Genomic DNA, 26,120 nt, shown 5'->3' on the forward strand with positions numbered 1-26,120 from the left:
AATAACAACGCCAAACTCAACTGAGCTTGGCGTGGAAAGCTGCACAATGATTACTGCGATTACTGCTTGAGCATAATAGCCCGAACTCTGTCTAAATCTTCTTGCGTATCAACCCCAACTGCTGGCACAGCTTTTGCCACAGCAACGTGAATTTTTTCACCGTACCACAGCACACGCAATTGCTCTAACAGCTCTATCTGCTCGAGTTTACTTGGTGCCCAATTAACGTAGCGGCGAACAAAACCAGCGCGATAAGCATAAATACCAATATGGCGTAAGAAACAATCACCAATGGTTTCTTTCGATTGAGCAAAGCGCTCTCTTTCCCACGGAATGGCGGCACGCGAGAAATACAGCGCATAACCTTGCGCATCCATCACCACTTTCACGGCATTAGGGTTAAAAGCTTCTTCGCTGCTTTCAATCGGCACTGCCAATGTCGCCATACCTGCACTGGAGGCAGCCAAATTATCAGCAACTTGACGGATAATCATTGGCGGCACCAATGGCTCATCCCCTTGCACATTGACAATAATATCATCATCAGCAAAACCATAGCGTTCAATGACTTCCGCTAAGCGTTCGGTACCGGACTGATGATCTGCGCGGGTTAAACATACTTCGCCGCCCGCTGCTTCAACAGCTTTCACCACTTCCGGATGGTCTGTTGCCACAATCACCCGAGATGCACCTGACTCCAATGCCCGCTCCATCACATGCACAACCATTGGTTTGCCTGCAATATCAGCCAGTGGCTTACCGGGCAGACGGGTTGAAGCATAACGGGCGGGTATTATAGCAATGAAACTCATGCGTGCTTCTCATCAATGGACAGTGGGCGGGCTTCGTTCTCTAACAATACCGGGATGCCGTCACGCACCGGGTAAGCCAGATTGTCAGCTTTGCATACCAGCTCAAGGTTTTCTTTATTGAAGTACAACTTACCGTTGCAGACAGGACAAGCAACGATTTCGAGTAAACGGTGGTCCATACATCCTCCAGAATGGAGTTTAGCCAGCAGGAAAGTGGTCGAGGATACCATATCCGCCGATGCAGGTTAACTGCGCCGATGCCGTCATTTATATCAGCTATTGATAACAAGCGGTTATGTTAATTGACATTGGTATAAGTGAATATATTCAGCAATCGGGATGATAAATGTTGGTTTTGTTATTGATATGTTGAATTGTGAGGAGTAGTATTTTTGTGACACAAGTCACATAACCATATCTATCGAGTAAGAAATGAAAGTATTCCATAAAATTATTGCGCTGTTTGCTAACTTCAGCAATTAAGCCGCAAAAACAAATAGAAGCACCTGCAAAACTGCCCGACGACAAAATAAACATGTCGAACAGAGGCAAAAAAACTAGCGGCTACCCTTGGGTAGCCGTTTGCTTAGAAAGCGATCACATCTGCTGCTGACGGCCCATGAATACTACGATAAGTAGAGAATTCAACGTCCTGCCCTTCACTCAGTGATTTATTTTTGGTGTTGGCAATGGCTGTCTTGCTGACATACACATCCAAACCACCGTCGTGGGGTGAAATAAAACCGTAGCCTTCAGACTGGTTGAACCATTTCACGCGGCCCATTTTTAACGTCATAATAAATTTCCTTTTACTGGGCATCCTAACAACTCATTTTTATTTATTGTTTAGATGCAGTTGCCCATCCTAAAGTTTTCTGATTAAACCTCTATGAGCTTGATTTTATGAAAAACCCGCATAAATGTGGGCTTAGAATTTTGTCTATCTCCAGAATAAATGATAGGCACATTTGCGCGATCATTTTATTCCGCCGATAACCCAACGTTATTACTTTAAACGTTATTATTTTAAGTAATAGAGCAGCAACAGATACAGCAACTAACAAACCAGCCACAAAGCAATAAATGCTTATTCAACAGGTTCGCCTAAAATATGACTTATGGGAGTTGCTTATAGGAGATTCAGGGGTTCGTCTTTGAGGCTGTATCAGAAAATAGCGTCTTGGGAGGAACTGCTTTACTTTGCTCTCGTGCACTCTTACACATAAATAAGCCTGCAAAACAGGCCGATGTGTATTTATACATAAAAAACGCATCTATACAACTTTTTTATTGCATGGATCGCAACAAACCCCAGAATCAATGAGATATAACGCATAAAAAACTAATATTCTCCGCCAGCGCCTCCCCAGCTCAGCGAACTCACCTAAAATAAAATGGAATCAGCGTGATCCGCAGCCGTAAATATCTGCGTTGAAAGGTAAAAAGGAACATTCCAATGATTACCGCCCTGCCATTTGTTCATCCCGATGAGATACGCGCCAGGTTCTCCAGTGCTATGTCGAATATGTATCAGACGGAAGTCCCGTTATACAGTGATTTATTGCAATTAGTTGCCGAAACCAACAACCAAACTATGGAGCAATCGCCAGAACTGACCCGCCATTTGCTTCGAACTGGGGAAATTGAGCGATTAAATATGGAAAGGCATGGCGCTATCCGCGTGGGAACTGCCGCCGAGCTCGCCACTTTACGCCGCTTATTTGCTGTCATGGGGATGGTTCCCGTCGGGTATTACGACCTGGCCCCTGCTGGTGTACCTGTTCACTCTACGGCTTTTCGCGCGGTACATGAGGCTTCATTGCAAATATGCCCATTCAGAATTTTCACTTCATTGCTGCGGTTAGAGTTGATTGAGCGGCCAGAAATGCGGCAACAAGCAGTTGATATTCTTGCCAAAAGAAATATTTTCACGCCCCGCCTTATCGAATTGATTGTTAAGCATGAAACAGCCGGGGGGCTGGCCGACAATGACACGGCTGATTTTATTACTGAATCCCTGGAAACATTCCGCTGGCATAATCAAGCCACTGTGAGTGTTGAGATTTATCAGCAACTGCATGATCAACATCGGTTAATTGCTGATGTCGTTGCCTTTAAAGGGCCACATATTAACCACTTGACCCCACGAACACTGAATATAGACGCAGTACAAGCTGCCATGCCGAAACACAATATTCCCCCCAAAGCCGTCATCGAAGGGCCACCACCACGCCATTGCCCAATACTGCTGCGACAAACCAGTTTTAAGGCACTGGAAGAAAAAGTCGCGTTTGTATCATCCGATGGGCAGATTATTCAAGGGAATCATACCGCCCGCTTTGGCGAAATAGAACAGCGTGGCGCTGCGCTGACCGCCAAAGGCCGCAATCTTTATGACCGCCTGCTGCAAGCGGCTCAGGATCAGTTGCAAACTCCTGCAAATGAGGAGAATGCAGCGCAATATATGGCAATTCTTAGCGAAAAATTTAGCCAGTTTCCGGATAATTATCCAGCAATGCGCGCAGAAAAACTCGCTTTCTTCCGCTATTTCCCGACAGAAAAAAAACTCGGCGGATCTGCAACCTCAATACAAAATTTAACTTTAGATGAATTGATTGGCGCTGGATTCATCCAATTTGAACCTTTGGTTTATGAAGATTTCCTACCGGTCAGTGCCGCAGGTATTTTTCAGTCGAATTTAGGGGATAAAGGGCAAAACCATTTTGCAGGACATTCCAGTAAGCAGGATTTCCAACGGGACTTGGGCGCTGATGTTGTTGATGAACTACAACTGTACGAGAAAACTCAGCAACGTTCGCTAACAGCATGCGCGGCGGCCCTAAAGCTCACATCACTGAGTCTATAAATTGGATTATGCAGAATGTCGCGCTAGCGCTTGAATTTTCAACAGTAATTGTTCAGCCTGGTCAGGAGGTAACTGCGCATCCACTGGCAAATACCACCAATTGGGCTGAGCAAAAGCTCGACACTTAACAGCATCTTTTTCAGTCATTAGCAAAATTTGTGGCCCGGAAGTCAGCGAGCTAAGTTGAGACAATGAATAATCCTGATGGTCAGCGAAAGCATATTCCTTGTTAGGCTCAATGCCGAGCAGACTTAGCGTAGCAAAAAAGCGCGGGGGATGACCAATCCCGGCCATGGCAACGACATGCTGTAATTGCTGCGCAGGAAAACGTTCGCCCGTCACCAAATTGACAGCTTTCTGTACAACCAGTTGCATCGGTATTTCACCGGCGGCAGCAATACCACCATTGGTTATCACCGCATCGACTGAGCGCAGTCGCCCTGCCCGCTCGCGCATCGGGCCTGCGGGCAGCCACCAACCATTACCAAAGCGGCGAACACCATCAATCACCACCAGCTCGAAATCCCGCTGTAATGCATAATGCTGCAATCCGTCATCAGTAATAATGAAATCCAAATCATGAGATTCCAGTAATGCTTTAACCGCATCAGAACGCTTTGGCGAGACCGCAACAGGGGCACCTGTTCGTTGATAGATCAGAACCGGTTCATCACCGGCCTGAGTGGTTGTGGTCTCGCTGGATAGCAGTAACGGATACACAGACTTACCACCGTAACCTCGGGAGACAACCCCGATGCGGTAACCCCGCTGTTTCAGCTGTTCCACCAACCAAATAACTACTGGCGTTTTACCATTACCGCCGGCAGTCAGATTACCCACAATAATGACAGGCACTGGGGAGCGCCACGCCGAACGCAACCCCAGAGTATAACTGACACGGATAAGCCAAGTGATTGCACCATATAGCCAGGACAGCGGCAGCAATAGCAAATACAGCCAAGACTTTCCAGACCAGATGCGCTCAATCATTGGCCAAACTGCATACGGTTAAGTTGAGCATAAACGCCCTTTTTCGCCAGCAATTCTGCATGCATGCCGCGCTCCACAATGCGTCCATCCTCAATGACCAGGATCTCATCTGCTTTTTCGATGGTCGACAAACGGTGGGCAATGACCAGTGAAGTACGGTTTTTCTGCAATTCATCCAATGCGGCCTGAATTGCCCGCTCTGATTCAGTATCCAGTGCCGAAGTCGCTTCATCCAGAATCAATATTGGGCAATCCCGTAACAGCGCCCGTGCAATGGCAATGCGCTGGCGCTGACCACCGGAGAGCATGACGCCGTTTTCACCAATAACGGTGTCCAGGCCATTTTCCATTTTATTGATAAAGTCCATGGCATAAGCCATGCGGGCAGCTTCTTCAATTTCCGCGCGGCTGTACTGCTCATCACGGGCATAAGCAATGTTATTCGCCACCGTATCATTGAACAGATGAACATTTTGCGACACCAACGCGACCTGGTTGCGTAATGCACCCAATCGGTAATCACGTAAGTCATGACCATCCAACAAAATACTGCCTTCACTGACATCATAGAAACGAGTCATTAAATTAGCGATAGTTGACTTACCCGAGCCTGAGCGCCCCACCAATGCAACCGTTTTACCGGCATCGATATGCATATTGATGTCATTCAGTGCCGGGGTATCTTTGCCCGGATAGTAGAACGTCACATGGCGGAATTCTATTTCGCCTTTAGCGCGTTCAACTTCCAGTTTACCTTCATCTTTTTCCTGCTCCATATCCAAAATAGTGAACAATGTCTGGCAAGCAGCCATCCCACGTTGGAATTGAGCATTCACATTGGTCAGTGATTTCAACGGACGCATCAGCGCAATCATGGCTGAGAACACCACGGTAATAGTACCGGCGGTCAGTGTTTCCATCACACTGGGAAAGCTTGCTGCATACAATACAAATGCCAAAGCAAAAGAAGCTATCAACTGGATAATAGGATCTGAAATCGAAGAAGCAGAAACCAGTTTCATCCCTTGCTGGCGCATGCGGTTACTCACAGCTTCAAAGCGCTCAGTTTCAACTTTTTGGCCGCCGAAGATCAAAACTTCTTTATGCCCTTTCAGCATTTGCTCTGCACTGGTGGTCACTTCCCCCATGGTGCTTTGCATATTTTTACTGATATTGCGAAAACGCTTAGATACCAACCGGATAGAAATCGACACAATCGGTGCAATGACGATTAAAATCAGCGACAACTGCCAGCTGTAATAAAACATCATAATAAACAAACCGATGATAGAAGCCCCTTCTCGCACCACTGTAACCAGTGCGCCAGAAGATGATGCTGCTACCTGTTCGGAGTCATAAGTAATACGTGATAGCAATGTACCGGTTGATTGCTGGTCAAAAAATGAAACCGGCATTCCCATCATATGGCTGAATAAGCGGCGACGGATATGCATCACTACTTTGCCAGAGACCCACGAGATGCAATAGCTTGAAATAAAGCCAGTTATGCCACGAACCACCATTAAGCCGATAACGGCCAGAGGCATCCATTTTAAAATTGAGCTATTAGCCTTACCAAAACCATCGTCAAGCAAGGGTTTTAGTAATGACAGCATAAAGGTGTCACTGGCGGCATTAAGGATTAATGCTATCGCTGCAACAACAAGACCGGTCTTATAAGGAGAGATCAATGGCCAGAGGCGACGAAACGTCTGCCAAGTGGATAGATCTTTATCATTCATCATGCAAATACCAGCACCAGAAGAAATAGCGGCCCATTCTACTCATTATGACCTCCAACGCCAAATTGCTGGTGATACCAACGAGGCATTAATTGTTCCCTATAACCATTAATTTGCCAACTATTGCTGTAAAAATAAACACTTAATTGTCCTGACACCGAGGTATCTCGCCAAATAATGTTATTTTTTTTGTAACGCTTAGTCACTTTTCTCGCTGGGAGACGCCATTGGTTATAGCGTGCAACAGAAGCAAAAGCCAATTCTGGCTTTACCGCCCGCAGAAAAGGTGGTGTCGAAGATGTATTGCTCCCATGATGAGGAACCTGTAGTAACGTTGAAGCTAATTTAGCACGAGAATTTTTAATCAACTCTCTCTCACCGCGCATTTCAAGGTCACCAGTCAGTAATAAGCTGTGTTTTCCATCATCAACACGAATAACACACGAATCATCATTCTGAGCATTGGCAACCTGCACTCGCGGCCATAACACCTCGAAATTCAAACCTTGCCACTGCCATGCTACCCCTTGTTTACAAGGCAATGTATGTACAACATCTTTTAAGGAAAAAGGAGCGCGAACCGTAGCCATGGGAAAAGCGGCCTGAATCTCAGCTAAACCTCCGGTATGGTCCTGATGGTCATGGCTGAGAATAATTTGCTCAACAGTGATACCTCGCCAGCGTAAATAAGGCAAAATCACCATTGATGCCATGCTGCCGGTTACCCAGCGATTACCTGTATCAAAAATAATGGCTTTCCCCTTGTGCTCAATGACTACCGCCAGACCATGCCCAATATCTAACATATCAACCCGCCATTGGTATTCATCACGGCGCTGAGTCAATAATGCCAGATTCACACAAAGCACCATGACCCCAATAGAATAGTTACGCCACCATCCAAAACGCCATATAAACATGGCTAGCCAACCACTGAATCCGATAGCAACTGATGCCGTTCCAGTATGAAACCAGCCCATTCTCATCAGACTCAGCGGGAAGAGTACCGCAGTCAACGATATATCAGCCAACGACCAGAACACCCCAGCAACCACAGGAAGGAGAGAGAAAGCCAAAGCCAGCAAAACACAAGGGACAGTAATTAAGGAAACGAGAGGCACTGCCCACAAATTTGCAGGCATTGAGAATAAACTGATGCCATGAAACAAAACTATTTGCAATGGCATCAGCAGCAACATCATACCGAATTGCAAATGGAGCCCGCGAATAACCAGCCCCGGCCAACCTGTTTTAAACCGTGGGGAAAGCGGTACCCAATAAAACCAACATATCAAACTAAATACCGCCAAGCAGGAGAGCCAAAAACTGTCCGAAAGTATTGCAAGAGGATCACTAAGCAAAATTAGCGCTAGTGCCCATAACCATACTTGCCATGTACTACAGGAGACATTAAAAAGCCTAAGCAGTAACCATAGCGTTAGTGCCATAACGGCTCTAACTGCTGGGGGATTCCCCCCTGCTAACCAAACGTAAATGACAGCAACCATCCAGCCAGTTAATAGCGGAAACAGCGGACCAACTCGACTAACGGGGAGTAAAAACTGAATCGCCCGAGCCAACATCCCACCAAATAACGCCGCCATAGCAATGTGTAACCCTGAAATTGCCATTAAATGGGCCGTCCCGGTATCACGCAACAGCGCCCAATACTGGGGTTCCAGTTGGCTTCTTTCACCAAAAGCCAGTGCCAGCAATATCTGCCGTTGTTTATAGGGTTCAAGTTGCCGTTCCACAATACGGATGATTTGCTGGCGAGCATTACAAGGCGCATCAAGTAATTCGGCTCTAATGATTCGTCCCTGTAATGGACGGCGATTCGCTATAGCCCAACGCTGGCTATCAAAACCGCCTTCGTTGAGCAAACTATGTACACCTCGCATGCGGAGCCAGAACTGCCATTGTTGCCCGGCACAATAATCCAGGCCCTCTTGCCATTTGACGGTGACCTTAATAGCAGGAAACACCTTCTTTCCATTGATCTGCTGAATATTTAAGAGAACCTTATTACCTTCTCCCCAAAACAAATGTGAATTGCTTATTGTGGCGACGATCTGTTGATCTCCCTGAGTGAATTGCTCAATCTGCATCAACATCTTATCGCCGTGCCAACATCCCCAAACAAAACTCATCAGAGCCAATGCAAGACACTGACAATAAGTATTGCCGCTAACCCATAGCAATGCGCCCAATGCCAGTAACACGCCAATCACCCCGGGGCCTGGGAGATGAGGTAGCAAAATAAGAGGTAAAAGACCCGCGATGATAGCAAACGCGCAATGATCTGTTGATAAAGTGATAAGCAACCATCCATGTTATGACTCTCAAATAGCCTCATGGCTATCCGCTCACTGTGGGTGAGAAACTAATTTTCTATGTAGATTGGTTATAGGGCCAGCACCACTGACAGGAGTTCCGAGCCGATACGCGAACAGTTTTATTGAGTTGCAAAATCTGTAAAAGAAATGCGGGATGCATCTAAAATAATCAGGAATATATTGATGGGTAAGGCATTTTGGCAGGGATACATCGTCAAGATTAATATACAAAAACAAATAAAAACGGTGCCTTTAGGGGCACCGTTTCGTATCAGCTTTATATCCTTTCACTGGAAGCAATAGCTCCGCGTGTTTCGGACATAAATAATAACGCGGTAAGCTGTAAACAACTTAACCGTAGATATTAGCGCGATCACGCAACTCTTTACCTGGCTTAAAGTGTGGAACGTACTTACCTTCCAACTCAACTTTATCACCAGTTTTCGGGTTACGACCAACACGCGGAGCACGGTAGTGAAGAGAAAAACTGCCAAATCCGCGGATCTCAATGCGCTCACCTTCAGCTAGTGTTCCAGCCATATGTTCAAGCATTTCTTTCACTGCATCCTCAACGGCCTTAGCCGGAATATGAGAGTGCTGGCCAGCAAGTCTTTCAATAAGTTCAGACTTGGTCATATTACCTCCAAGCTTTGCAGCTAAACTACCGTATAGGGGCGAAAAGATCGCCCCCCGTTATTACTCGCCTTTTGCAGCTTTGAACGCTTCTGCCATTGCGCTAGAGAAGTTACCTTCTTCTGGCTTGTTGTTAACTGTAGCAATAGCATCTTTCTCATCAGCTTCGTCTTTAGCACGAACAGACAGGCTGATTACGCGGTTTTTGCGGTCAACGCCAGTATATTTGGCTTCAACTTCATCACCGACGTTCAGAACCAGCGTCGCATCTTCAACGCGGTCGCGAGTTGCTTCAGAAGCACGCAGATAACCTTCTACGCCGCCTGCCAATTCAACTGTAGCACCTTTAGCGTCAACTGCAGTGACTTTACCCGTAACAATAGCACCTTTCTTGTTAACAGACAGGTAGTTATTGAACGGATCTTCAGCCAGTTGTTTCACGCCCAAGGAGATACGCTCACGTTCTGCGTCAACTTGCAGAACCACAGCTGCGATTTCGTCGCCTTTCTTGTATTCACGAACTGCTTCTTCGCCTGCAACGTTCCAGGAGATGTCAGACAGGTGAACCAGGCCGTCGATGCCGCCGTCCAAGCCGATGAAGATACCGAAGTCAGTGATAGACTTGATTTTACCTTCAACGCGGTCGTTTTTGTTGTGGGTTTCTGCAAACAGCTGCCATGGGTTAGATTTGCACTGTTTCAGGCCCAGAGAAATACGACGACGTTCTTCATCGATGTCCAGAACCATAACTTCCACTACGTCGCCAACGTTAACAACTTTAGACGGGTGAATGTTTTTGTTGGTCCAATCCATTTCTGAAACGTGTACCAAGCCTTCAACGCCTTCTTCGATTTCTACAAAGCAGCCGTAATCAGTCAGGTTAGTTACACGACCAGTCAGCTTAGTGCTTTCTGGGTAACGTTTAGCGATAGCAACCCATGGATCTTCGCCCAGCTGTTTCAAGCCAAGGGATACACGAGTACGTTCGCGGTCGAATTTCAGAACTTTAACAGTGATTTCGTCGCCCACATTGACGATTTCGCTTGGGTGTTTAACACGTTTCCAAGCCATGTCAGTAATGTGCAGCAAGCCATCAACGCCACCCAGATCAACGAATGCACCGTAGTCAGTCAGGTTCTTAACGATACCCTTAACTTCCATGCCTTCTTGCAGGTTTTCCAGCAATTGATCACGCTCAGCGCTGTTCTCAGATTCGATAACTGCACGACGAGAAACAACCACGTTGTTGCGTTTCTGATCCAGCTTGATGACTTTGAACTCAAGCTCTTTGCCTTCCAGATGCAGAGTATCGCGAACTGGGCGCACATCAACCAGTGAACCAGGCAAGAACGCACGGATGCCGTTCAGTTCGACTGTAAAGCCGCCCTTCACTTTGCCGTTGATCACACCAGTAACGGTTGCAGCTTCTTCGTAAGCTTTTTCCAGCATCAGCCATGCTTCATGGCGCTTAGCTTTCTCACGGGACAGCAGAGTTTCACCGAAGCCGTCTTCAACAGCGTCCAGAGCCACGTCAACTTCGTCACCGACTTGAATTTCCAGTTCGCCTTGCGCGTTCTTGAACTGTTCTACTGGAATTGCTGACTCAGATTTCAGACCGGCGTCAACCAGTACGATATCTTTATCGATAGAAACAACAACACCACGGACGATAGAGCCCGGACGTGTTTCAATTGTTTTCAGGGATTCTTCAAAGAGTTGAGCAAAAGATTCTGTCATGTTTATAATCTTCAGGATTCTTAAGTTTAACGTCCATCTAGCATCCCGCCGGATGGGGTTGTTTCACATGCCTCGCCACACATCCTTGCAGCAAGGTTAAAGTGCTCATCAAAAATAATTTTATTTAAAAAATAAATCATTGAGAGCTCAGAACTGACCGCATTGTCGCTATTTTTTTAACGGCAACGCTAGAATTCGTTGGGCATAAGCCAGCGCCTGTTCGATCACCTGCTCGATGGACATACTGGTTGAATCCAGTACCAACGCATCTGCCGCAGGGACTAAAGGTGCAATAGCCCGATTACGATCGCGAGAGTCCCGCTCCTGTATCTCGGACAAAAGACGTTCAAAGTTAACATTAAACCCCTTTTCCTGCAACTGTAGCATACGCCTGTGCGCACGTTCTTGTGAACTTGCATCAAGAAATATTTTCACCGGGGCATCTGGGAACACCACCGTGCCCATATCACGGCCATCGGCAATCAGGCCGGGCGGTTCACGAAAAGCCCGCTGGCGACGCAATAATGCTTCACGCACCCGAGGAAAAGCCGCTGCCTGAGATGCTGTATTTCCCACAGTTTCAGTGCGGATCTCATTACTGACGTCCTCACCTTCTAAAATGACTTTTAACTGCCCATTTTGCGAAACAAAACGAACATCGAGATGTGCGGCAAGTGGAACTAATGCCTCTTCGGTGCTGATATCTACCTGATGATGCAGTGCCGCCAAAGCTAAAACACGGTATATCGCACCGGAATCCAGCAAACGCCAATCCAACGATTCAGCCAATGCTTTGCAAAGCGTACCTTTACCTGCACCACTTGGTCCATCAACGGTTATCACCGGGGCTGACGCCGTCATTTATCTCTCCTTTCGGTAGGCAAAACCTCTTGTCTACCCGGCAGGGCAAACACAGGAGCAGTATTATACGCTGCATCGAAGTGAACTGTTACCCTGCGGTGGTTTAGTTGCTGAAAATAAAACCATAAGCCGTGGCTGGAGTGTAGAAGAGATGGGAAAGATAGCCAGAAAAAATATTTATTCTTTATCTATTAACAGGCAAAAATCGGTGAGGTTTTGTGAGAAAACCGTCTGTTACAGAATAAAAAATGGGTACTCACTGGTACCCATCTCATGCTGATAAACCCGGTAAAGATTGATCAGGCTAATTGGCTCAGCCGCGCTAATTGCTCGAAGTAATCTGGGAAAGTCTTCGCGGTACATTTAGGGTCAAGGATAGTGACCTGAGTGTCAGATAAAGCCACCAGCGAGAAACACATCGCCATTCGATGGTCATTATAAGTGCCTATTTCTGCTGCGATTAATTGTGCTGGAGGGACAACACGAATGTAATCCTGCCCCTCTTCCACTTGTGCGCCCACTTTTCTCAGCTCTGTCGCCATCGCGGATAAGCGGTCGGTTTCTTTCACGCGCCAGTTATAGATATTACGAATAGTCGTCGGGCCATCGGCAAACAGTGCGGTGGTGGCAATGGTCATTGCAGCATCAGGAATATGGTTCATATCCATATCAATCCCCTGTAATTTCCCCCGGCTACACTCGATATAATCATCACCCCAACTTACTTTAGCGCCCATTTTCTCCAGCACATCAGCAAATTTGGTATCGCCCTGCACACTTTTTTTACCAATACCGGTTACGCGCACTGTCCCGCCTTTAATCGCGGCGGCGGCGAGGAAATAAGAAGCGGAAGATGCATCGCCCTCAACCAGATAGGTACCTGGTGAATGATAAGTCTGCCCGCCTTTAATGTGGAAAACCTGATAATTTTCATGCACAACATCTACACCAAAGGTTTTCATCAGATGCAGGGTAATGTCGATGTAAGGTTTAGATACCAACTCCCCTTGAATCTGAATGTCAGTATCTTGCTCCGCTAAGGGGGCCGTCATCAGGAGCGCTGTCAGGAATTGGCTGGAAACACTGCCATCTACGGTCAGTTTGCCACCACGGAAACCACCGCATAAGCGCAGCGGCGGGTAATTTTCTTGCTCCAGATAATCAATCTGTGCCCCGCCCTGGCGCAATGCATCGACCAAATGACCAATTGGCCGCTCTTTCATGCGCGGTTCACCGGTTAATACAATGTCATTGCTCCCCAAACAAAGGGCGGCCGCCAGCGGACGCATGGCCGTTCCTGCATTGCCCAAGAACAATTCTAATGGTTGCTCAGCAACCAACTTGCCGCCCAGCCCATCAACTTCACAGCGCGTTCTGTCGGCAGAAAGACGGAATTTTACTCCCAATGCCTGTAATGCATTGAGCATATGGCGGATGTCATCACTGTCTAACAAGTTATTCAGCTGGGTCGTCCCCTCAGCCAGCGCAGCCAGAAGAAGTGCACGGTTAGAAACACTTTTAGATCCGGGTAAGTTAACTGTGCCATTAATCAGGGCTATGGGGTGTAAAGTCAGGGATTCCAGCATGGGAAAAGCACTCTCCAGTCTTTGATGAACAACAGCCCCGCACAGGACGGGGCTGTTGTAATTACTTAATAAATAAAACTAATATTTGCTCAGAGCAATCAACCATGGCGGCGTTCAAAGTCAGCCATAAAATCGGTTAATGCTTTCACGCCCTCAATTGGCATCGCGTTATAGATAGAGGCGCGCATGCCCCCGGCAACACGGTGACCTTTTAAGGCTTGCAGCCCTTGCGCTTCTGCTTCGCTCAAGAACAGTTTGTCCAGTGAAGGATCTCTCATTTGGAATGGCACATTCATCCAAGAGCGGTTGGCAATAGCAACCTGATTGCAGTAGAAGCCGGTTTTGTCGATGGCACCATACAGCAACTCAGCTTTCGCCTGATTACGTTTTTCCATTTCGCCCAAACCGCCCTGTTCTTTCAGCCATTTAAATACCAAGCCGGACAGATACCAGGCAAAAGTTGGCGGGGTGTTGAACATTGAATCATTCTCTGCCAGCACCTTGTAATCAAGAATTGACGGCAGTTCCGTGCGGGCTTTACCGAGCAAATCTTCGCGCACGATAACCAGGGTCAAACCGGCTGGGCCAATATTCTTCTGGGCACCCGCATAAATCACACCATAACGGCTGACATCAATGGGGCGGGAGAGAATGGATGAAGAGTAATCCGCAACCACGACTTTGCTGCCAAAATCAGGCTCTTCATTGATAGCCAACCCGTCAATGGTTTCATTCGGGCAATAATGCACATAGGCGGCATTATCACTCAATTTCCATTGTTTCATCGGCTGAATACCGGTTCGGCCATCAACCTCAGTTTTCACATCAATCACATTCGGCGTGCAGTATTTCTGAGCTTCATTGATCGCACTGTGCGCCCAATAGCCGCCGTCGATGTAATCGGCACTGTTATTGTCGCCGAGCAAGTTCAGTGGTACTGCGGCGAACTGTGCGCGTGCGCCGCCGTGGCAAAATAACACTTTATAATTGGCTGGGATCTGCATCAAATCGCGTAAATCTTTTTCAGCCTCTTCTGCGACCTGCATAAATTCTTTACTTCGGTGGCTGATTTCCATCACCGACGTGCCCAGACCATGCCAGTTACGCAATTCCTGTTCCGCACGACGTAAAACTTCAACCGGTAGCATTGCTGGACCAGCGCTAAAATTATAAACCTGTGTCATTTCCCCTCACCACACTCAACTGAGATTGCCATCATTATCCTGACTCGGTTTTATCATTCGAGTCCGCCTGCTGCAATGGTTATTCACTCACGAAGGCGAAACTCGCCCTCTCTTCCACAGCAGGCTGTGCGTTATCTTGTCATTTATTTGAAACTATTCACTAAAACTGGCTCAGTCATAACCTTGTTGCATGATAGATAACTCATTTTGCCCGCGGATGATGCAAAGCCTCGACCCAGTGGTGGTGACCGCAACATTGGCAAGTAGCATGTGAATCATCAGAAAATGTAACAATCAGGCCACATTGGCCACAAGCATATTCACCCATTTTTTCTTTATTAATTAATTGGTTAATGCATGATTTTGGCAATACAGGCAGGCCGGGCTTAACCTTTTCGGTACTGAAGAAAAAGACACTGATAGCCCCATTGACCTCCAGAATGGCTAGCCGCACCTGACCGAGATGCTCGACACCTTGTTGGCGCAACTCCATAAAAAATTCATCGTGCGTAATATTTTCCTGCTGCATGGTTTTCCAAACAAATACCCCGTCACTGATAATAATGAGTGGCTTCCCTTCCATCCATTGTTGGATTTTTTCACTGCGCGACATGAGGAAAGTGGCCAGTCGGTACAAAAGCATAATGCTGATGAATACCATAACCACGGGCAGTATCGGCACATCTTCATAAAAAGTGACATCACCGGCGGCTGAGCCGAGGGTCAAAATGATAACCACCTCAAATAGTGACATCTGCCGTACACCACGGCGGCCACTCAGCTTAAGAAATAAAAAGACCAATACAAAAGTCAATAAACACCGAACCCCCACCTCTGCTAAAAATTCAATAGGGAATTTATCCAGCGCCATCCGGTTGAAATCAAAAGTTTTCATTTATTGTTATCCTGCCGTCTAAAAAGGGCAAAATGTTGCCGCGCACCTGTTAAAGGTAGCTGACTGAAGGCATTAGTATTTTTATTTCAGATTACAGGAATTAAAGAGATACGGAGGCCGAAGCCCCCGTCAGAGTTTGACTAGATCAATAGGTGTGGAACAATTTTTGAATTTCTTGTGGTTTTTGCGTTTGGGTTAATGCCAATTGCAACAGCACCCGTGCTTTTTGTGGATTAAGTGAGCCGGAGGCAACAAAGCCATATTTAGTATCATCCACTTCAGCATCTTCAGTGGTAGATCCGGTGGGGACACGGGATGAACGCACCACGGCAACGCCATTATGTGCTGCGGTTGCCAGTGTATCGAACACAGTATGATACAGGTTGCCGTTGCCCACACCGGCACTGACAATCCCTTTATAACCATCAGCAATCAATGCCTTAGCGGGCAAATCGGAGGCATTAGCATAGTTATAAATAATGCCCACTTTCGGCAACTCATTCAGCTTACTGATATCAAAAGCTGGCTGCCTTGGTGCCGGCTGATGCAAATAATTCACTTTACCATCATAGATATAGCCCAGTGGGCCAGTATTAGGTGACTGGAAGGTTTGCACCGAGGTCGTATAGGTTTTCATCACATCACGGCCCGTCAATACCTGGTCATTCATGGCCACCAGCACCCCACGTTTAGCCGAGTTAGCATCACTGGCCACCACCACGGCATTGTAGAGGTTCAGTGGGCCATCAGCGCCCAGAGCCGTCGCCGGGCGCATTGCCCCCACCATCACTACCGGCTTATCACAGTTGACGGTTAAGTCGAGAAAATAGGCAGTTTCCTCCAATGTATCCGTCCCATGGGTAATCACGAATCCGTCGGTTTTGGCACAATCAGCATTAATTTTTTTTGCCAATTTCAACCAAACTTCATCATTCATATCCTGAGAACCAATATTCACCACTTGCTCACCTTGAATATTGGCGAGTTTTTTCATTTCTGGCACCGCGTCGACCAGGGCATCCACGCCCAGTTTACCGGCAGTATAGTTTGATTTAGTGGCTGAATCGCCGCCGCCGGCGATAGTTCCTCCGGTCGCCAACAAGGTGATATTGGGTAGAGCAAAGGCCGAACCACTGATCCCTGCTAAGATTCCGGCTAAGACAGTTAGCTTTATAGACTTCATATTATGACTCCATCATTTATGAGCTAGCGAATTATCCGGAATATCCATATCAAAACTGTGACATTTACTGCGCTTTAGGAATACATGGAGCTATTAACTAAAACCCCGTATGATTGCGCGTTTTTAGTACCGCCAAAAAGTGAAGACAATGACCCAAACTTTTATTCCCGGCAAAGACGCCGCGCTGGAAGACTCCATCTCCCGCTTTCAGCAAAAACTGAGCGACCTCGGTTTTAATATTGAAGAAGCCTCTTGGCTGAATCCGGTTCCTCACGTTTGGTCGGTACATATCCGCGATCGTGACTGCCCGCTGTGCTTTACCAACGGCAAAGGCGCTAGCAAGAAAGCCGCATTGGCTTCGGCCTTGGGTGAATATTTCGAACGTTTATCCACTAACTATTTCTTTGCGGACTTCTATCTGGGCAAAGCCATTGCGGAAGGTGATTTTGTTCATTATCCGAATGAGAAATGGTTCCCCATTCCTGAAGATGATTTGTTACCGGAAGGTATTCTGGATGAGCGCCTGCTGGCGTTTTACGATCCAGAAAACGAGCTGGTTAGCAGTGATTTGGTGGATTTACAGTCAGGTAACGCTGCACGCGGTATTTGCTCTCTGCCATTCATCCGCCAGTCAGATTTAGAAACTGTCTATATTCCGATGAATATTATCGGCAATCTGTATGTTTCAAACGGCATGTCTGCGGGGAATACCGCCAATGAAGCCCGCGTGCAAGCATTGTCTGAAGTGTTTGAACGTTCAGTGAAAAATCGCATTATCGCCGAATCTATCAGCTTGCCAGAGATCCCGGCCGACGTGTTAAATCGCTATCCGGGCGTGGTGGAAGCTATCGCCAAGCTGGAAGAGGAAGGTTTCCCGATCCTGTCTTACGATGCTTCTTTAGGCGGTGCTTATCCGGTCATTTGTGTGGTGCTGTTTAACCCATCCAACGGAACTTGTTTTGCTTCATTTGGCGCACACCCAGATTTCGGTGTAGCCCTTGAACGTACCGTGACTGAATTATTGCAAGGTCGTAGCCTTAAAGACTTGGATGTGTTTACCGCGCCAACCTTTGATGATGAAGAAGTGGCTGAACATACCAATCTGGAAACACACTTTATCGATTCAAGCGGCTTAATCAGCTGGGATATGTTTAAACAACAAGCTGATTATCCTTTCGTGGATTGGAGCTTTAAAGGCACCACTGAAGAAGAGTTCGCCACCTTGATGGCTATCTTCAAGCAAGAAGATGCTGAAGTGTATATCGCTGATTATGAACATTTAAGTGTCTACGCCTGCCGGATTCTGGTGCCAGGCTGGTCAGATATTTACCCTGCTGAAGATTTGCTGATGGCGAACAACACCATGGGCGTGCATCTGCGCAGCACTTTACTGGCCCTGCCGGACACTGATTGGCAGCCAGCACAATATCTGGAACTTATTCAGACCTTGGATGATGAAGGTTTAGATGATTTCGCCCGAGTCCGTGAGCTGCTGGGTATTGCCTCCGGTAAAGATAACGGCTGGTACACTCTGCGGGTTGGCGAGTTGAAATCCATGCTGGCCTTGGCGGGCGGTGATTTGGAACAAGCGCTAATTTGGGTCGAGTGGACACAAGATTTCAACTCTTCTGTGTTCACTGCGAAACAGGCTAATTATTATCGTTGCCTGCAAACTCTGCTGTTGCTGACCCAAGAGCCAGAACGTGATGCAGCCCAGTATTATAGCGCTTTTGTGAAAATGTATGGTCAAGAGGCTGTAGAGGCCGCATCAGCGGCTATCGCCGGTGAAGAACGCTTTAATGGCCTGTTTAGTGTCGATGAAGACCTCAAAGCTCTACCAGCGCATCAAGCACTGCTGGGTGCTTATGCCAAATTACAGGCAGCAAAACGCCGTTATTGGGCAAAAAGCGAGTAAGCCCCGCTGCCCCACAGATTTTAGTTATCTGTCTGTTGGGGCGGTAATTAACCAATGAAGCGGCAAATGCCGCTTTTTTTATCTCAAGATTTCTCGCCTATTAATTTTTTGCAATTATTCCTGACTAAATTAAATACAAACACCGCAAGCCAACAATTGTTTTTGTCATAAAAAAACGTTACTTTCTGACGCCGCCTGAGGTAAAAAACAGCACCTTTAAACAAACATTATTTACTCATCAGATAAAACAGAGAAACAGGTAAATAAATAGTTAATTTTTAATGACAGCGATGAATAAAAATAGCTACAAATACTGTTTTTATTTAACGTTCTCAACGGCTTTAAAACAGTGCAATCAAAAATATTTGTAAATATTAAAATATTTTTTTATTTTAAAAATCAAAAAGTTAAGCTCATTAAGCACACATTTTGTAGTGTTTTAAAGCGAACTAAACTCTCGCAATATGATCCATATCAATTTTCACGCTATACTGCTTTGCTAGTATCTCGTTGTGCTTTATTAACCCTTAAGAGAGAGTTAGTGTGAAAGCTGACAACCCCTTCGATGCATTATTACCTGCGGCAATGGCTAAAGTAGCCGAAGATGCCGGTGTCTATAAAGCCACCAAGCATCCGCTAAAAACTTTTTATTTAGCGATTACTGCTGGTGTGTTTATTTCAATTGCGTTTGTTTTTTATATTACAGCGACTACCGGTACCGCAGGCGTGCCTTTCGGCTTTGCCAAGTTGGTGGGTGGTATTTGTTTCTCCCTAGGGCTAATGTTAGTTGTGGTATGTGGTGGTGATCTTTTCACTTCTACCGTGCTCACAACTGTAGCCAAAGCCAGTGGCCGTATTACCTGGCGTCAACTGGGATGCAACTGGGTTAATGTCTATATTGGGAACCTTTGCGGTGCGCTATTTTTCGTGTGCCTTATTTGGTTTGCGGGACAACATACGGTGGCAAATGGTCAATGGGGTCTGAATGTTTTACAAACAGCCGACCACAAATTGCACCATACTTTTGTTGAAGCAGTCTGTTTAGGCATTCTGGCTAACTTAATGGTCTGCCTGGCGGTTTGGATGAGTTACTCCGGCCGTACCATAATGGACAAAATGTTTGCGATGATTTTACCGGTGGGAATGTTTGTTGCCAGCGGCTTTGAGCATAGCATCGCAAATATGTTTATGATCCCTATGGGTATTGTGATTAAAAACTTCGCATCGCCTGAGTTTTGGCAATCCATAGGATCTGCACCGGAGCAATTTGCTCACTTAACCGTAAGTAACTTTATTATTGATAACCTGATTCCAGTCACTATTGGCAACATCATTGGTGGCGGATTATTGGTAGGGTTGACTTACTGGATAATTTATCTGCGCGGTGACCAGCAACATTAAGTGTGGCCGCACACGGTTTTCGAAGAAATTCACATTAAAAGGTAGATGCATTATGACCGAACTTAATGAAAAATTGGCCAAAGCATGGCAAGGTTTTACCCAAGGTGATTGGCAGAAAGAAGTCAACGTTCGTGACTTCATCCAGAAAAACTACACGCCTTATGAAGGCGATGAATCCTTCCTTGCCGGCTCTACCGAAGCGACCGACAAGTTGTGGGCGAAAGTTATGGAAGGTATCAAACTGGAAAACCGCACTCATGCGCCAGTTGATTTCGATACCGACGTCGTCGCGACCATCACTTCCCATGATGCGGGTTATATTGATAAAGATCTGGAAACCATCGTTGGTTTGCAGACTGAAAAACCATTGAAACGTGCGCTGATCCCATTCGGCGGCATTAAAATGGTCGAAGGCTCTTGCAAAGTTTATGGTCGTGAACTTGACCCACAACTGAAAAAAGTCTTCACCGATTACCGCAAGACACACAACCAAGGTGTGTTTGACGTTTATACCAAAGACATCCTGAACTGCCGTAAATCTGGTGTACTGACTGGTTTGCCAGATGCTTATGGTCGTGGCCGTATCATCGGTGACTATCGTCGCGTAGCCGTTTACGGTATCGACTACCTGATGAAAGACAAACTGGCTCAGTTCAACTCTCTACAGGATGACCTGGAAAACGGTAAAGACCTGGAAATGACTATCCAGCTGCGCGAAGAAATTGCTGAACAGCATCGTGCTCTGGGTCAAATCAAAGAAATGGCAGCCAAATATGGTTGCGATATCTCAGGTCCAGCGACTAACGCTAAAGAAGCAGTACAGTGGACTTACTTCGGCTACCTGGCTGCGGTTAAATCTCAGAACGGTGCTGCCATGTCCTTCGGCCGCGTGTCTACTTTCCTTGACGTTTACATCGAACGTGACATGAAAGAAGGCAAACTGACCGAAATCGAAGCGCAGGAATTGATTGACCATTTGGTGATGAAACTGCGTATGGTTCGCTTCTTGCGTACCCCTGAGTATGATGAGCTGTTCTCTGGTGACCCAATCTGGGCAACTGAATCACTAGCAGGTATGGGCGTTGATGGCCGTACTCTGGTGACTAAAACCAGCTTCCGCTTCTTGAACACCCTGTACACCATGGGGCCGTCTCCAGAGCCGAACATGACCATTCTGTGGTCTGAAAAGCTGCCACTGAACTTCAAAAAATATGCAGCTAAAGTGTCTATCGATACTTCATCTGTACAGTATGAAAACGATGACCTGATGCGCCCTGACTTCAACAACGATGACTATGCTATCGCTTGTTGTGTTAGCCCAATGATTGTCGGTAAACAAATGCAGTTCTTTGGTGCGCGTGCCAACCTGGCGAAAACCATGTTGTATGCAATCAATGGCGGCGTTGATGAAAAAATGAAGATCCAGGTTGGCCCGAAAGAAGCGCCAATGATGGATGAAGTGCTGGACTATGACAAAGTCATGGAACGCATGGATCACTTTATGGATTGGCTGGCTAAACAATACGTTACCTCGCTGAACATCATTCACTACATGCACGACAAGTACAGCTATGAAGCTGCGCTGATGGCTCTGCATGACCGTGATGTTTACCGTACTATGGCGTGTGGTATCGCAGGTCTGTCTGTTGCTGCTGACTCCCTGTCTGCTATCAAATATGCCAAAGTAAGCACCATTCGTGATGCTGATGGCCTGGCTATCGACTTCAACATCGAAGGCGAGTATCCACAATTTGGTAACAACGACTCACGTGTTGATGACATCGCCTGTGATCTGGTTGAGCGCTTCATGAAGAAAATTCAGAAGCTGCGTACTTACCGTGGTGCAGTAGCCACTCAGTCTGTACTGACCATTACCTCTAACGTGGTTTATGGTAAGAAAACCGGTAACACCCCAGATGGCCGTCGCGCTGGTGCTCCATTCGGTCCAGGTGCTAACCCAATGCACGGTCGTGACCAGAAAGGTGCTGTTGCCTCTCTGACTTCTGTTGCTAAACTGCCGTTTGCTTACGCGAAAGATGGTATTTCTTATACCTTCTCTATCGTGCCAAATGCACTGGGTAAAGACGACGAAGTTCGTAAAGCTAACCTGGCAGGTCTGATGGATGGTTACTTCCATCACGAAGCGTCCATCGAAGGTGGTCAACACCTGAACGTGAACGTAATGAACCGTGAAATGCTGTTAGACGCGATGGAAAACCCGGAAAAATATCCGCAGTTAACTATCCGTGTCTCTGGTTACGCTGTTCGTTTCAATGCGCTGACTAAAGAACAGCAGCAGGATGTGATTACTCGTACATTCACTCAGTCAATATAAGTTCTAACTAAAATAGATTAAACTAAAAGGCTCCACCTTAGTGGGGCCTTTATTTATCCAGTATTGGAGTAACCTGCAATGTCCGTACTTGGCCGCATTCACTCATTCGAATCCTGTGGCACCGTTGACGGCCCGGGTATTCGATTTATCGTGTTCTTCCAAGGCTGCTTAATGCGCTGCCTGTATTGCCATAACCGTGATACCTGGGATACCCACGGCGGTAAAGAAGTTACTGTCGATGAATTGGTCAAAGAAGCCGTGACTTATCGTCACTTTATGAATGCTTCTGGTGGCGGTGTGACTGCCTCCGGTGGCGAAGCTATCTTGCAAGCAGAATTTGTTCGTGATTGGTTCCGTGCTTGTCATGAAGAAGGTATTCATACTTGCCTGGACACTAACGGTTTTGTACGTCGCTATGATCCAGTGATTGATGAACTATTAGACGCCACAGATTTAGTCATGCTGGATTTAAAACAGATGGATGACAGCGTGCATCAAAATCTGGTCGGTGTGTCCAATCACCGAACGCTGGAATTTGCCCGCTACTTAGCAAAACGTAATCAGAAAACCTGGGTTCGTTATGTGGTGGTTCCGGGTTGGTCAGATGACGACAAATCAGCCCATATGCTGGGTGAGTTTACTCAGAACATGACCAATATCGAGAAAATCGAATTGTTGCCTTACCACGAATTGGGTAAGCACAAATGGATTGCCATGGGTGAAGAGTACAAATTGGATGGGGTAAAACCCCCGACCAAAGAAATTATGGACCGTGTGAAGGGTATTCTGGAAAGTTATGGTCACAAAGTGATCTATTAATACCCATCAATAACACGCTGATTTTTAATCATGCCGCCATGCAAGGTTTACCCCACTGGCGGCATTTTTTTAGCGGTTATACTGCCGCGTAAGGTGTTTTTTGCTGATCGGGTTTGCGCAGCAACATCATTAAATACACCAAAGCCACACCCGCAATCATGATGAACAAAAGATTGTCTGAATAGCGCTGCATTAGCAATGAAGTCATCGTCGGCCCAGTCAGGCTACCAATGGTATAACTCATCAAGAGCGCCTGATTCATTGCGACCAACTCATCAGCACTGGCCTTTTCACAGGCCCAGGCCATGGCAACCGGGTATAGAGTAAAACCGGCGCATCCCAAAATAAACAATGCCGGAGCAAGCGCATAGTTACCCAAAACCGCCACGCTGCCGAGAATCACAACAAACACCTGAATGCGCAGCACTAACAAGCGGCCATAGCGGTCTGCCATTTTACCAATTGGCCACTGCCCAATAATCCCTGAACTGACCAGCAGTGCCATCCACCACCCGACACTGGCATCACTCATCCCTTGATGGGATAAATACAACGGCAGCAACCCATAGAGCGAACCTAATAACACACCGGAGATAATGCAGCCATTAATCCCCAAACGTGCGCTACGGCGCTTTAGCATCGGCCAAACCGCAATATGGGGTAACTCGCCGCTCCCTTGATGCGAGAAATGCGCAAATAGCAGCGGTAGCATGGCAGTAATGACCAACGCACTGACCCACGGGATAACATTAAGCAGTTGAGTCGAGACAACGCCTAAGAGTAATTGCCCAGTGACAGTACCCAGATAGTAGATCATCATGTAAGCCGCCAGTAGTTGGCCACGGTTGGTTACCGTACCACTACGCAGTAGCGCACTTTCGACTATGACCCAAATTAATGCACACGCCACACCGGCAAAAAAGCGCCACCCCAGCCAGCTCCAAAAATCAACCGACAGCATCAACCCACAAGTCGCCAGCGCGAATAAAATGCAGGAGTAATGATAACTGCGATTAAAGCCCAATTGCTGGATAAACCGCCCGGCAATCAATGTCCCGACCAGGTTCCCGCTAAAATATGACGAGCTAACCATCCCCACTTGCCAGGTCGACAATTGTTGATGAGATAACCATAAGGGAACTAATGTATTCAAAACCGCGATAGAAATCGTAAACAGCAAAAGCCCACAGAGCAAAAGCAGCACCGGGCGAGAATATGCGGACATAATAAGACAGAGGCCGTCGGGACAAGGGAAGTGAGCGCATCATGCCACTGGTGATAAAAAAGTCAATTACATCACGAGAGTGGATAGCACGATATGTTGTTGGATAAATCTCTGCGCCCTTAATCCCGGGTATTCGCTGATAATCGCAAAAAGAAAAAGCCCCCAAGGGGGCTTTATAACTGCCTGATAACTAAGCGAGATAAATTGACTCGCGGCTATTAGCCAATAAATTCTAAACCGCCCATGTACGGGCGTAACACTTCAGGCACCTGAATACGGCCATCAGCCTGCTGGTAGTTTTCCAGCACTGCGACCAAGGTACGCCCAACCGCCAGACCAGAACCATTCAGGGTATGAACCAGACGGGTTTTTCTGTCAGTTTTGTTACGGCAACGCGCTTGCATACGGCGCGCCTGGAAATCCCACATGTTGGAACATGAGGAGATTTCGCGGTAAGTATTCTGCGCCGGCAGCCACACTTCCAGATCGTAAGTTTTGCTGGAGCCAAAGCCCATATCGCCGGTACACAACAGGACTTTACGGTATGGCAACTCCAGCAATTGCAGCACTTTCTCTGCATGGCCGGTTAGCTCTTCCAGAGCCGCCATTGAATCTTCCGGGCGTGTTATCTGCACCATCTCAACTTTGTCGAACTGATGCATACGGATCAAACCGCGGGTATCACGACCATAAGAACCCGCTTCCGAACGGAAACAAGGTGTATGTGCCGTCATTTTCAATGGCAGGGAATCTTCTTCCAGAATCTCATCACGCACCAGGTTGGTCACTGGCACTTCCGCCGTTGGAATCAATGCATAGGTGCTGGTGTCAGATTCTTCTTCCAATGGTTTGGTATGGAAAAGGTCACCACCGAACTTAGGCAATTGGCCAGTCCCATAAAGGGTCGCATGGTTAACTAAATAAGGAACGTAAGTTTCCAGATAGCCGTGTTTTTCAGTGTGTAGATCGAGCATAAACTGTGCCAATGCGCGGTGCATCCGGGCAATTTGCCCTTTCATCACCACAAAACGCGCGCCAGTCAGCTTCACCGCTGCTGCAAAATCAAGCCCACCGGCCATTTCACCGAGGGAAACGTGATCCCTTACCTCAAAGTCATACTGGCGAGGTTCACCCCAACGGCTGACTTCAAGATTATCGTTTTCATCTTTACCCACTGGAACAGAATCATCCGGCAAGTTAGGAATAGACAACGCCAGATCGCGGATTTCGTCTTGCAACTTGTCCAACTCGGCTTTCGCTGCATCCAACTTTTCACCCAAGACATTGACTTCCAAACGTAATGGTTCAATATCTTCGCCACGCGCCTTGGCCGCGCCAATCAGTTTCGATCGGGAGTTACGTTCTGCTTGCAGACTTTCTGTTTCAACCTGTAAAACTTTGCGGCGCTCTTCTTGTTGGCGCAACGTATCAACATCAAGTTTAAAACCTCTGCGAGCCAGTCTTTCGGCGACTGCGTCTAGCTCATTGCGCAGCATATTGGGATCGAGCATGCTAGTCCTGTGCTTGTAGTTATGGTTATACCCTTGAACTGGAATTGCAGTGTTGTTAGCAATGCCATGATTTGGGGTATAAAGGGTTA

General features: G+C 46.9%; 20 protein-coding genes. 5 read left to right on the plus strand and 15 right to left on the minus strand.

Going from position 1 to position 26,120, the window contains the following annotated elements; all coding sequences use genetic code 11:
- Positions 1-59: 59 nt before the first annotated feature.
- From kdsB to DXZ79_RS12680, 3 genes are all read right to left on the minus strand, one after another.
- Complete coding sequence (kdsB, locus tag DXZ79_RS12670) at positions 60-812, minus strand: 3-deoxy-manno-octulosonate cytidylyltransferase (RefSeq protein WP_038632118.1); 753 nt, start codon at positions 810-812, stop codon at positions 60-62.
- Positions 809-991: a Trm112 family protein gene (locus DXZ79_RS12675; protein ID WP_004700032.1), complete on the minus strand. Its 183-nt coding sequence runs from the start codon at positions 989-991 to the stop codon at positions 809-811. The genes kdsB and DXZ79_RS12675 overlap by 4 nt, the downstream gene beginning before the upstream one ends.
- A gap of 407 nt (positions 992-1,398) precedes the next feature.
- On the minus strand, positions 1,399-1,608 hold the full coding sequence (locus DXZ79_RS12680) for a cold-shock protein (RefSeq protein ID WP_038632114.1): 210 nt from the start codon (positions 1,606-1,608) through the stop codon (positions 1,399-1,401).
- Between the two features lie 660 nt (positions 1,609-2,268).
- Between DXZ79_RS12680 and hglS the strand changes: the two genes are divergently transcribed.
- Positions 2,269-3,678 (plus strand): 2-oxoadipate dioxygenase/decarboxylase HglS, encoded by a 1,410-nt coding sequence (gene hglS, locus DXZ79_RS12685; protein WP_038632112.1) that lies wholly within the window; start codon positions 2,269-2,271, stop codon positions 3,676-3,678.
- A 6-nt stretch (positions 3,679-3,684) separates the two neighbouring features.
- On the opposite strand, the gene lpxK is transcribed toward hglS, so the two are convergent.
- The 10 genes from lpxK to ansB all read right to left on the minus strand — a co-directional run bounded on the left by lpxK (position 3,685) and on the right by ansB (position 16,825).
- A complete protein-coding gene (lpxK, locus tag DXZ79_RS12690; protein WP_038632109.1) occupies positions 3,685-4,668 on the minus strand; it encodes a tetraacyldisaccharide 4'-kinase in 984 nt (327 codons plus the stop codon).
- Positions 4,665-6,413, minus strand: a complete 1,749-nt coding sequence (gene msbA / locus DXZ79_RS12695; protein ID WP_004391094.1) for a lipid A ABC transporter ATP-binding protein/permease MsbA — start codon at positions 6,411-6,413, stop codon at positions 4,665-4,667. Before msbA ends, lpxK begins: the two co-directional genes overlap by 4 nt.
- A gap of 35 nt (positions 6,414-6,448) precedes the next feature.
- Positions 6,449-8,734 (minus strand): ComEC family protein, encoded by a 2,286-nt coding sequence (locus tag DXZ79_RS12700; protein WP_038632107.1) that lies wholly within the window; start codon positions 8,732-8,734, stop codon positions 6,449-6,451.
- 363 nt (positions 8,735-9,097) lie between these two features.
- Positions 9,098-9,382, minus strand: a complete 285-nt coding sequence (gene ihfB, locus DXZ79_RS12705; protein ID WP_032820038.1) for an integration host factor subunit beta — start codon at positions 9,380-9,382, stop codon at positions 9,098-9,100.
- Positions 9,383-9,442: 60 nt separating this feature from the next.
- Positions 9,443-11,116, minus strand: a complete 1,674-nt coding sequence (gene rpsA / locus DXZ79_RS12710; protein ID WP_038632104.1) for a 30S ribosomal protein S1 — start codon at positions 11,114-11,116, stop codon at positions 9,443-9,445.
- 168 nt (positions 11,117-11,284) lie between these two features.
- A complete protein-coding gene (gene cmk, locus DXZ79_RS12715; RefSeq protein WP_038632102.1) occupies positions 11,285-11,977 on the minus strand; it encodes a (d)CMP kinase in 693 nt (230 codons plus the stop codon).
- 299 nt (positions 11,978-12,276) lie between these two features.
- Positions 12,277-13,563, minus strand: a complete 1,287-nt coding sequence (gene aroA, locus DXZ79_RS12720; protein WP_038632100.1) for a 3-phosphoshikimate 1-carboxyvinyltransferase — start codon at positions 13,561-13,563, stop codon at positions 12,277-12,279.
- A gap of 98 nt (positions 13,564-13,661) precedes the next feature.
- A complete protein-coding gene (serC, locus tag DXZ79_RS12725) occupies positions 13,662-14,747 on the minus strand; it encodes a 3-phosphoserine/phosphohydroxythreonine transaminase (RefSeq protein ID WP_038632098.1) in 1,086 nt (361 codons plus the stop codon).
- Between the two features lie 202 nt (positions 14,748-14,949).
- Positions 14,950-15,642, minus strand: a complete 693-nt coding sequence (locus tag DXZ79_RS12730) for a YetF domain-containing protein (RefSeq protein WP_038632096.1) — start codon at positions 15,640-15,642, stop codon at positions 14,950-14,952.
- 145 nt (positions 15,643-15,787) lie between these two features.
- Positions 15,788-16,825, minus strand: coding sequence for an L-asparaginase 2 (ansB, locus tag DXZ79_RS12735; protein WP_120011310.1), 1,038 nt, complete (start codon positions 16,823-16,825; stop codon positions 15,788-15,790).
- Between the two features lie 148 nt (positions 16,826-16,973).
- On the opposite strand from ansB, the gene ycaO reads away from it, so the two are divergent.
- The 4 genes from ycaO (at position 16,974) to pflA (ending at position 23,295) form a co-directional block, all read left to right on the plus strand.
- Positions 16,974-18,740: a 30S ribosomal protein S12 methylthiotransferase accessory factor YcaO gene (ycaO, locus tag DXZ79_RS12740; protein ID WP_038632092.1), complete on the plus strand. Its 1,767-nt coding sequence runs from the start codon at positions 16,974-16,976 to the stop codon at positions 18,738-18,740.
- Between the two features lie 543 nt (positions 18,741-19,283).
- Entirely contained in the window at positions 19,284-20,141 is an 858-nt protein-coding gene (gene focA, locus DXZ79_RS12745) for a formate transporter FocA (RefSeq protein WP_038632091.1), read from the plus strand.
- A gap of 52 nt (positions 20,142-20,193) precedes the next feature.
- Positions 20,194-22,476 (plus strand): formate C-acetyltransferase, encoded by a 2,283-nt coding sequence (gene pflB, locus DXZ79_RS12750; RefSeq protein ID WP_038632089.1) that lies wholly within the window; start codon positions 20,194-20,196, stop codon positions 22,474-22,476.
- A gap of 78 nt (positions 22,477-22,554) precedes the next feature.
- Positions 22,555-23,295, plus strand: coding sequence for a pyruvate formate lyase 1-activating protein (gene pflA, locus DXZ79_RS12755; protein ID WP_038632086.1), 741 nt, complete (start codon positions 22,555-22,557; stop codon positions 23,293-23,295).
- A gap of 76 nt (positions 23,296-23,371) precedes the next feature.
- On the opposite strand, the gene DXZ79_RS12760 is transcribed toward pflA, so the two are convergent.
- Together DXZ79_RS12760 and serS are read right to left on the minus strand one after the other, a co-directional pair.
- Complete coding sequence (locus DXZ79_RS12760) at positions 23,372-24,520, minus strand: MFS transporter (RefSeq protein WP_038632084.1); 1,149 nt, start codon at positions 24,518-24,520, stop codon at positions 23,372-23,374.
- 218 nt (positions 24,521-24,738) lie between these two features.
- Positions 24,739-26,031: a serine--tRNA ligase gene (serS, locus tag DXZ79_RS12765; protein WP_038632081.1), complete on the minus strand. Its 1,293-nt coding sequence runs from the start codon at positions 26,029-26,031 to the stop codon at positions 24,739-24,741.
- Positions 26,032-26,120: the final 89 nt, after the last annotated feature.

The organism is Yersinia rochesterensis (assembly GCF_003600645.1).
Classification (GTDB): domain Bacteria; phylum Pseudomonadota; class Gammaproteobacteria; order Enterobacterales; family Enterobacteriaceae; genus Yersinia; species Yersinia rochesterensis.

Excerpts from the sequence above, each read along its gene's own strand:
- ycaO (WP_038632092.1), top strand. The coding sequence starts at position 16,974 with ATGACCCAAACTTTTATTCCCGGCAAAGACGCCGCGCTGGAAGACTCC.
- aroA (WP_038632100.1), bottom strand. The coding sequence starts at position 13,563 with ATGCTGGAATCCCTGACTTTACACCCCATAGCCCTGATTAATGGCACA.
- lpxK (WP_038632109.1), bottom strand. The coding sequence starts at position 4,668 with ATGATTGAGCGCATCTGGTCTGGAAAGTCTTGGCTGTATTTGCTATTG.
- kdsB (WP_038632118.1), bottom strand. The coding sequence starts at position 812 with ATGAGTTTCATTGCTATAATACCCGCCCGTTATGCTTCAACCCGTCTG.
- hglS (WP_038632112.1), top strand. The coding sequence starts at position 2,269 with ATGATTACCGCCCTGCCATTTGTTCATCCCGATGAGATACGCGCCAGG.
- ansB (WP_120011310.1), bottom strand. The coding sequence starts at position 16,825 with ATGAAGTCTATAAAGCTAACTGTCTTAGCCGGAATCTTAGCAGGGATC.
- cmk (WP_038632102.1), bottom strand. The coding sequence starts at position 11,977 with ATGACGGCGTCAGCCCCGGTGATAACCGTTGATGGACCAAGTGGTGCA.
- serC (WP_038632098.1), bottom strand. The coding sequence starts at position 14,747 with ATGACACAGGTTTATAATTTTAGCGCTGGTCCAGCAATGCTACCGGTT.
- pflB (WP_038632089.1), top strand. The coding sequence starts at position 20,194 with ATGACCGAACTTAATGAAAAATTGGCCAAAGCATGGCAAGGTTTTACC.
- serS (WP_038632081.1), bottom strand. The coding sequence starts at position 26,031 with ATGCTCGATCCCAATATGCTGCGCAATGAGCTAGACGCAGTCGCCGAA.
- pflA (WP_038632086.1), top strand. The coding sequence starts at position 22,555 with ATGTCCGTACTTGGCCGCATTCACTCATTCGAATCCTGTGGCACCGTT.
- rpsA (WP_038632104.1), bottom strand. The coding sequence starts at position 11,116 with ATGACAGAATCTTTTGCTCAACTCTTTGAAGAATCCCTGAAAACAATT.
- ihfB (WP_032820038.1), bottom strand. The coding sequence starts at position 9,382 with ATGACCAAGTCTGAACTTATTGAAAGACTTGCTGGCCAGCACTCTCAT.
- DXZ79_RS12680 (WP_038632114.1), bottom strand. The coding sequence starts at position 1,608 with ATGACGTTAAAAATGGGCCGCGTGAAATGGTTCAACCAGTCTGAAGGC.
- DXZ79_RS12760 (WP_038632084.1), bottom strand. The coding sequence starts at position 24,520 with ATGTCCGCATATTCTCGCCCGGTGCTGCTTTTGCTCTGTGGGCTTTTG.
- DXZ79_RS12675 (WP_004700032.1), bottom strand. The coding sequence starts at position 991 with ATGGACCACCGTTTACTCGAAATCGTTGCTTGTCCTGTCTGCAACGGT.
- DXZ79_RS12730 (WP_038632096.1), bottom strand. The coding sequence starts at position 15,642 with ATGAAAACTTTTGATTTCAACCGGATGGCGCTGGATAAATTCCCTATT.
- msbA (WP_004391094.1), bottom strand. The coding sequence starts at position 6,413 with ATGATGAATGATAAAGATCTATCCACTTGGCAGACGTTTCGTCGCCTC.